Below are 8,623 nucleotides of genomic sequence, written 5' to 3' on the forward strand. Positions count from 1 at the left end.
TACTCTCCCCCGCATGTCGTGGTCGCGTGCTGTTCTCACCGCGCTCGCGGTCTGTGCCCTGCTGCTGGCCGGATCGGCGGGCTGCGGATCCGGTGACGCCCATGCCCGGAAGGGCGACCGGGTGTCGCCGTCACCGGTGGGCAAGGTGCTCGACGACACGGACGAGCAGGGCCGGCACTACCGCGAGGTGGGCAAGAAGGGTGCGCCGGCGGTCGGGGTCGAGGTTGAGCCCGATGCGGCGGACGACAGCTGGGACGTCACGCTGACCGTGCACGACTTCCGCTTCTCGCCCGTAGGTGTGAAGCCGCAGGCCGTCGCGGGGCGCGGCACCGTCCACCTCCTCGTGGACGGCCGCACCGTCGCCCGCCTCCGCATCCCCGAGTACCACCTCGCGGCCGACCTCGTCCCGCACGGCACCCACCACGTCACCGCGCGTCTCTACGCCGACGACGGCACGGTGTGGGCCGTCCACGGGAAACCGGTGGAGAGTACGGCGGACATCACGGCGTCGGTGGCCCAGGCGACCCCCGACGGCAGCAAGGTCCCCGGCTCCACACCCGCGCCGGGGTCGAAATGAGTGCTACGGACACCCAATTCCGTACTCAGGTACGAGCTTCACGTGACCGCGGCGGAAAGGCATCATGAAGCCCGTGCCCCACACGACATCGCTCCGGCGTGCGCCCGTGCAGCGGCGGAGCGCCGAACGGCTGACCAGGATTCTCGACGCCTGCGCCGACCTGCTCGACGAGGTCGGCTACGACGCGCTGAGCACCCGGGCGGTGGCCCTGCGCGCCGGTGTGCCCATCGGCTCGGTCTACCGTTTCTTCGGGAACAAGCGCGCGATGGCCGACGCCCTGGCCCAGCGCAACCTGGAGCGCTACACGGAGCGGGTCACCGAGCGCCTCAAGGAGTCGGGTGCCGAAGGCTGGCGTACGGCGGTGGACGCGGTCCTGGACGAGTACCTCGCCATGAAGCGCACCGCGCCCGGTTTCTCCCTCGTCGACTTCGGCAACCAGATCCCCATCGGCTCGGGCCACGCGGAGCCCAACACCCGCGTCGCCGACCGCCTCACTGACCTCCTCTCCGGCTACCTCGCCCGCGAGCCCGACGAGGACCTCCGCCGCACCTTCCTCGTCGCCGTGGAAACCGCCGACGCCCTCGTCCACCTGGCGTTCCGGGTCGCACCGGAGGGCGACGAGAAGGTCATCGGGGAGACGCGGGCGATGCTGCGGGCGTATCTGGCACGGGTGCTGGACTGAACGGCGGGCCGGGTGCCGCGTGGTGCTTTGCGGGTGCCGGGCGGGTCTCGGGTCGCGCGTTTGCCTCGCGGCGGGTGTTGGGTTGACGTCCGGTCTGGGTGGCCGGCTCTGGGCGGCGACCGGATGGACTGCGGGTCGTGCGCCTGCCCTGCACGGCGGGTGCTGGATTGAGTTCCGGTCGGGTGGCTGGCTTTCCGCGGCGACCGGATGGGCAACGGGCCGCGTCCTTGCCTCGTACGACGGGTGTTGGACCGATCTCCGGTCCGGGTGCCGCGTGGCGCTCTGCGGGTACCGGGCGGGCTTCGGGCCGTGGGCTCGTCTCGCGGCGGGTGCTGGATCGACCTCCGGGCGGGCGGCTGGCTCTCGGCGGTTACCGGATGGGCCTCGGTTCGTGCGCCCGTCCTGCGGCAGGTGCCGGACGGTCCCGCGCGGGCGTGGGCAGACCGACCGACCTCCGGTCCGGGCGCCGTGTGGCGCTCCGCGGCTGCCGGACGGGCATCGGGCCGCGCGCCTCTGCCGCCGTGGGTGCTGGACTGGCCCCCGTTCGTGCGGCTGGATCTCGGCGGCGACCAGGCGTATCTCGGGTCGCGGCCCTGCCTCGCAGCCGGGGCCGGGCTGACCTCCCGTTCGGGCGGCTGGCCTTCCGCGTCTATCGGACGGGCCGCGCGCCTGCCCTGCAGCGGTGCAGCGGGTGCTTGGCTGACCTCTGGTCCGGGTGCCCGGCCCTTCGTGACTGCCGACTGCCCGGCGGGGCTCGGGCCGCGCGCCCACTCCCGCAGCGCGTGCTGGACTGACCTCCGGCCTAGGCACCGCGCCCTCCGTGGCTGTCGGACGGGCCTCGGGCCGCGTGCCTGCCCCTCCGTGGGTGCCGGACGGTCCCGCACCGGGCGCGGGCAGCCGGATCACCTCCGGCCGAACGCCCGAAGGCTCCCCCGCCTCACGCCGAACGCCCTCCGGCCCCTCCGGCCCCTCCGGCCAAGCATCCGCCCGCACCTCCGGCCAGGCATTCACCCGCGACCCCGGCCAAGCGCCCCCGCTCTTCCGGCCAAGCCCCCGCCCCCCGCCCCACCCCCGCAGGTTTCCGACCTCACCCCCACCACCCCCTCGCCACCCCCCATACCGCTCGGTATGCTCGCCGCCAAGAGGCAACGACGCCCTGGAGGCCCCGTGTCCCGCACCGCCCCGCGTATCTGCCCCCTGTGTGAAGCCACCTGTGGGCTGACGCTCACCATCGAGGGCACCCGGGTGACCGGCGCCCGGGGTGATCGCGATGACGTGTTCAGCCGGGGGTTCATCTGCCCCAAGGGCGCCTCCTTCGGGGCCGTCGACAGTGACCCCGACCGGCTGCGCGGCCCCCTCGTGCGCCGGGACGGCGAGTTGCGCGAGGCCACCTGGGAGGAGGCTTTCGACGCGGTCGCCGCCGGCCTGCGCCCGGTCGTCGAGCGGTACGGCCCGCACGCCGTCGGTGTCGTCCTCGGCAATCCCAACGTGCACACGATGGCCGGCGCCCTCTACCCGCAGGTCCTGCTCGGCGCCCTCGGCACCCGCAGCGTCTTCACCGCGTCCACGGTCGACCAGATGCCCAAACACGTCTCCTGCGGACTGCTCTACGGCGACGCCAACGCGATCCCGGTACCGGACCTCGACCACACCGACCACCTCCTCCTCATCGGCGCCAACCCCCTTGAGTCCAACGGGAGTCTGTGCACCGCCCCCGACTTCCCGGGCAAGCTCAAGGCGCTCAAGGCCCGCGGCGGCACCCTCACCGTCATCGACCCGCGCCGCACCCGCACCGCCAAACTCGCCGACCGCCACATCGCGGTCCGCCCCGGCGGCGACGCCCTGCTGCTCGCCGCGATGACCTACGTCCTCTTCGACGAACACCTCGTGGACCTGGGCGAGTTGGCCTCGCATGTGGAAGGGGTTGATGAACTCCGCGCCGCTGTGCAGGACTTCACCCCGGAAGCCGTGGCCGGCGCCTGTGACGTCGACGCCGACGAGATCCGCGCCCTCGCCCGCGAACTCGCCGCCGCCCCAACTGCCGCCGTCTACGGCCGTATCGGCAGCTGCACGGTCCCGCACGGCACCCTGGCCAGCTGGCTCGTCGACGTGCTCAACATCCTCACCGGCAACCTCGACCGGCCCGGCGGTGCCCTCTTCCCGCAGGCCGCCACCGACCGGACACCCCGGCCCGCCGGACCCGGCCGCGGATTCGCGCTCGGGCGCTGGCGCTCGCGGGTGAGCCAATACCCGGAGGCCAAGGGCGAGTTGCCGCTCTCCGCGCTCGCCGAGGAGATCGACACCGCGACCGCTGAGGGCGAACCGATCCGCGCGCTGATCGCCGTCGCGGCCAACCCCGTGCTCTCCGCCCCGGACGGCGCCCGCCTCGACAAGGCCCTCGACTCACTCGACTTCATGGTCAGCGTCGACCCGTACCTCAACGAGACCGCGCGCCACGCCGACGTAGTACTGCCACCGCCCCCGCCCTCCCAAAGCCCGCACCACGACTTCGCGTTCAACACCCTCGCCGTCCGCAACCAGGTCCGCTACACCCGCCCCGCGATCCCGCTGGAGCCCGGCCGGATGGCCGAGACCGAGATCCTGGCCCGGCTGGTCCTCGCAGCGAGCGGCATGCACGGCGCCGACCCGGCCGCCGTAGACACGATGGTCATCGACCAGACCCTCGCCAAGGCTGTCAAGGATCCCAACTCGCCTGTCCACGGCCGTGATTCGCGCGAGCTCAGCGCCCAACTCACCGGCGACACCGGCCCCGAGCGACGGCTCGACATGATGCTGCGCCTGGGCCCGTACGGTGACGGCTTCGGCGTACGACCCGACGGGCTGTCCTTGGAGAAACTCCTCGCGCACCCGCACGGCATCGACCTCGGTCCGCTCAAGTCCCGCCTCCCGCAACCGCTCAAGACCCGCAGCGGCAAGGTCGAGCTGCTCCCGCAACCGATCCTCGACGACCTGCCCCGGCTCCGGCAGGCCATGAGCGACCGCGCCGACGGGCTCGTCCTCGTCGGCCGCCGCCACCTCCGCTCCAACAACAGCTGGATGCACAACGTGCCCGCCCTCACCGGCGGCACCAACCGCTGCACCCTGCACATCCACCCCGACGACGCGGAGCGGCTGGGCGTGGTCGACGGGGCGCCGGTCCGGGTGAAGGGCGCCGGGGGAGAGGTGACCGCCCCCGCCGAGATCACCGACGGGCTGCGGCGCGGGGTCGTGAGCCTTCCGCACGGCTGGGGGCACGACCGTCCCGGCACCCGGCTCAGCCACGCCGCCGCCGATCCGGGCGTCAACGTGAACCAGCTCCTCGACGGCAGCCAGCTCGACCCGCTGTCGGGCAACGCGGTGCTCAACGGCGTGCCCGTGGAGGTCGCCGCGCTCACCGCACCGCTGTGACCTGGAGTTTTGCGCTTATTGCTCGCGCGTCAACATCTTGTTAACGCGGCTTTGCGCGACCTAACGTCGTCGGACCGCCGTCCCTGGTGGGAGTTCAAAGGCGAACGTTAGGTGTTCCACTCATGCTGACCATCCTCGGCTTCACCATGATCGCGACCTTCCTGGTCCTGATCATGCTGAAGAAGATGTCGCCGATCGCGGCGCTCGTGCTGATACCCGCGCTGTTCTGCGTCTTCGTCGGAAAGGGCGCCAAGCTCGGCGACTACGTCATCGACGGCGTCACCAGCCTCGCGCCCACCGCGGCGATGCTCATGTTCGCGATCGTCTACTTCGGCGTGATGATCGACGTGGGTCTCTTCGACCCGATCGTGCGAGGGATCCTCAAGTTCTGCAAGGCGGATCCGCTGCGCATCGTCGTCGGTACGGCGGTCCTCGCCGCGATCGTCTCCCTGGACGGCGACGGCTCGACCACCTTCATGATCACGGTCTCGGCGATGTACCCGCTGTACAAACGCCTGAAGATGAGCCTGGTCGTGATGACCGGCGTCGCCGCGATGGCCAACGGCGTGATGAACACGCTCCCTTGGGGCGGCCCCACCGCCCGCGCCGCGACCGCCCTCAAGGTCAGCGCCAGCGACATCTTCGTCCCGATGATCCCGGCGCTCGCCGTGGGCATGCTGGCGGTCCTCGTCCTCTCCTACGTCCTCGGCCGCCGCGAGCGCAAGCGGCTCGGCGTGCTGACGCTGGACGAGGTGCTCGTCGAGGAGCCCGCCGAGTCGGAGACGGTCCTTGTGGGCGCCGGCGGCGACAAGAAGGGCCTGGCGGTCGGCAAGGGCGACAACAAGCAGGCAGCGAGCGGGAGTTCGGGCTCAGGCACCGACGCCGACGCCGAACTCCCCGACGAGGACGACGGTTTCCAGGGCCTCGACCCCAACCGCCCCACCCTGCGCCCCAAGCTCTACTGGTTCAACGCGCTGCTCACGGTCACCCTCCTCACCGCCATGATCATGGAGTGGCTGCCGATCCCGGTCCTCTTCCTGGTCGGCGCCGCCCTCGCCCTGACCGTCAACTTCCCCCACATGCCCGACCAGAAGGCCCGCCTCGGCGCCCACGCGGAGAACGTCCTCAATGTCTCCGGCATGGTCTTCGCCGCCGCCGTCTTCACCGGCGTGCTCCAAGGCACGGGCATGGTCGACCACATGGCGACCTGGCTGGTCGACAACATCCCCGACGGCATGGGCCCGCACATGGCCTTCGTCACCGGCGTGCTGAGCATCCCGCTCACGTACTTCATGTCGAACGACGGCTTCTACTTCGGCATCGTCCCGGTGCTCGCCGAGGCCGGAAACGCCCACGGCGTCTCGACCCTGGAGATCGCCCGCGCCTCCCTCGTCGGCCAACCGCTGCACATGTCCAGCCCGTTGGTGCCCGCCGTGTACGTCCTGGTCGGCATGGCCAAGGTCGAGTTCGGCGACCACACCAGGTTCGTCGTCAAGTGGGCCGCCCTGACATCGCTCGTCGTCCTCGGGGCAGGAATCCTGTTCGGCATCATCTGACCCGGGATCATCTGACCCACGGCACAAGGGACTTAACCATGGCGCCCGGCAGGAACCGCGGCTGGCTGCTCCGCCTCGTCATCGCCTTCAGCTTCACGCAGGGGGCGGTGTCGATGGCCCGCCCCGCCGTCTCCTACCGGGCCCTCGCCCTCGGCGCCGACGAGCGGGCGATCGGCGTGATCGCGGGCGTGTACGCGCTGCTCCCGCTGTTCGCCGCCGTACCGCTCGGCCGCCGCACCGACCACGGCCGCTGCGCACCCCTGCTGCCGGTCGGCGTGGTCCTGATCTCCGGGGGCTGTGCGCTGAGCGGACTCGCCAACTCCCTCTGGGCGATGGCGATGTGGAGCGGCGTGATGGGCCTGGGCCACCTCTGCTTCGTGATCGGCGCCCAGTCGCTGGTGGCACGCCAGTCCGCCCCGCACGAACAGGACCGCAACTTCGGCCACTTCACCATCGGCGCCTCGCTGGGCCAGCTCATCGGCCCCATCGCCGCGGGCGCCCTGATCGGCGGCTCCGACATGGCCGGCACCAGCGCGCTCGCCCTCCTCGTCGCGGGCGCGGGCGCCGCCGTGTCGTTCACGTCGCTGTGGCGCATCGAGGACCGTACGGCCGTCAAGTCCCGTACGGAACAAGGCGATCGCGTGCCCATGCGGAGCATCCTGGGCGCCCGGGGCGTACCCGCGGGCATCTTCATCAGCCTCTCCGTACTCTCGGCGACCGACATCCTCACCGCCTACCTCCCGGTCGTCGGCGAACACCGGGGCATCGCGCCCTCCGTGATCGGCGTCCTGCTCAGCATCCGCGCGGCGGCCACCATCGCGTGCCGGCTGGTCCTGACCCCGCTGCTCCAACTCCTCGGCCGGGCGGCCCTGTTGACCGCCACCTGCCTCCTGGCGGGCGTCCTGTGCGCGGGCATCGCGCTCCCGCTCCCGGTGTGGGCCATCGGCCTGATGCTCGCGATCCTGGGCTTCTGCCTGGGAGTCGGCCAGCCCCTCTCCATGACCACGGTCGTACAGGCCGCCCCCGACGACGCCCGCTCCACCGCCCTCGCCCTACGGCTGACCGGCAACCGCCTCGGCCAGGTCGCCGCGCCCGCCGGTGCGGGTCTCGTCGCCGGAGTCGCGGGCGTGGCCGCGCCGTTCGTGATGCTCGGCGCGCTGCTGGTGCTGTCGGCGGGGGTCGCACTGCGCTCACCGGGCGGATCGCCGGAGGGGCATACGGCACCCCGCGGAGTGCGGCGGGCAGGACGTTCCTTGAGCCAGAAGGGCGATATCCAGCGATAACTGACGGCGCGTACGGCGCTGCGCACGCGTTCGGCGGGCCGAACGTGAAAGGGAATCAGGTTGAAGAGTGATTCGTACGATAATCACCTGATTCGGAGGGCTGTACATGCCGACCTCATTCCTGCCCCGTCGAGCCGCCGCCTGGACGGTTCTCGCCGCCGCGGCGACCGTCGCCTTCGGTGCGCCCGTCGCCGTCGCCGCCCCCGGTGACAACGGAGACGTCAAGATCCACGAGGTGGGCACGCCCTTCACCGACGAGCGCAACCAGCCGAAGGTCTGCGACTTCTACCTCGACGCGTTCAACTTCGACACGGTCCAGCAGGTCACCTGGTCCATCGAGACCCAGCCGTCGATTCCGGGCGGCGCGACCCGCTCCGGCTCCATCACGCTCACGACCGGCACTGGCCACACCATGCCCGTCGCGACCCTGCCGAACGGCATGTACAAGCTGACCTGGAACTTCGTCGGCGAGAACGGCAACGGCAAGCACAAGGTCTTCAAGGTCGACTGCCCGTCCCCGCCGCCCGGCGGCACCGGCGGCACGACCGGCGGCACCATCGGCGGGGGCACGGGCGGTCCCAACGGCGGTCCGCCCGCCGGTGGCGGCGGGCTGGCCAGGGACGCGGCCCTGACCCCGCTCGCGGGCGCCGCCGCGGTGGGCCTGACCGCGGTCGGCGGGGCGGTCTGGTTCCGGCTGCGTCGCCGTCCCCACGGTGCGTCCTGAGCGGATGCGATGAACTCCGGCTCTGCCCCGCGCCCCACCCGGGCGCGGGGCGCTGACCCCATGTGCCCGTGCCACGGGCCGCGACCGGCCGTAGGCGATCGGCGGCCCCCTGACCGAACCCTCCGGGAGGCGCCCGGCCGCACTGCCCCCGGCGTGGTGCGGTACGGCCGGCCCTGGTACCGGACGCGCGCCTTCCGGCTCGTGCGGACCCTCGTGCTGGCCGTCGTCATGATGGTCGGCGGTGCCCGGTGTGCCGGGGGCGCGGACATCTCCCGCCCGTCCCGGGCGACTCCGCCGGCCACGGACCTCCGCACGGACGCGCGCGGCGGCCGACCGGCGCCCCCGGCACGCCCGTCGGCTCACCCCACCCCCCACCCCGCCCGCCCGGCACCC

The 8,623-nt window shown here is 72.1% G+C and carries 6 protein-coding genes and 1 pseudogene; all 7 read left to right on the forward strand.

Features of this window, described 5'->3' with window-relative positions; translation table 11 throughout:
• Nucleotides 1-13: 13 nt before the first annotated feature.
• Complete coding sequence (locus tag OO69_RS42450; RefSeq protein ID WP_033286312.1) at nt 14-577, forward strand: hypothetical protein; 564 nt, start codon at nt 14-16, stop codon at nt 575-577.
• A 64-nt stretch (nt 578-641) separates the two neighbouring features.
• A complete protein-coding gene (locus OO69_RS42455) occupies nt 642-1,259 on the forward strand; it encodes a TetR/AcrR family transcriptional regulator (protein ID WP_033286313.1) in 618 nt (205 codons plus the stop codon).
• Nucleotides 1,260-2,426: 1,167 nt separating this feature from the next.
• A complete protein-coding gene (locus tag OO69_RS42460; protein ID WP_033286314.1) occupies nt 2,427-4,667 on the forward strand; it encodes a molybdopterin oxidoreductase family protein in 2,241 nt (746 codons plus the stop codon).
• A 122-nt stretch (nt 4,668-4,789) separates the two neighbouring features.
• Nucleotides 4,790-6,223: a CitMHS family transporter gene (locus tag OO69_RS42465; RefSeq protein ID WP_033286315.1), complete on the forward strand. Its 1,434-nt coding sequence runs from the start codon at nt 4,790-4,792 to the stop codon at nt 6,221-6,223.
• A gap of 38 nt (nt 6,224-6,261) precedes the next feature.
• On the forward strand, nt 6,262-7,506 hold the full coding sequence (locus OO69_RS42470; RefSeq protein ID WP_033286316.1) for an MFS transporter: 1,245 nt from the start codon (nt 6,262-6,264) through the stop codon (nt 7,504-7,506).
• 106 nt (nt 7,507-7,612) lie between these two features.
• Nucleotides 7,613-8,230: a hypothetical protein gene (locus tag OO69_RS42475; RefSeq protein WP_033286317.1), complete on the forward strand. Its 618-nt coding sequence runs from the start codon at nt 7,613-7,615 to the stop codon at nt 8,228-8,230.
• 60 nt (nt 8,231-8,290) lie between these two features.
• A pseudogene (locus OO69_RS53270) lies at nt 8,291-8,623 on the forward strand (class F sortase); the annotation flags it as partial.

The sequence above is a fragment of the Streptomyces sp. NRRL F-525 genome, from assembly GCF_000716605.1.
Taxonomy (GTDB): Bacteria; Actinomycetota; Actinomycetes; order Streptomycetales; family Streptomycetaceae; genus Streptomyces.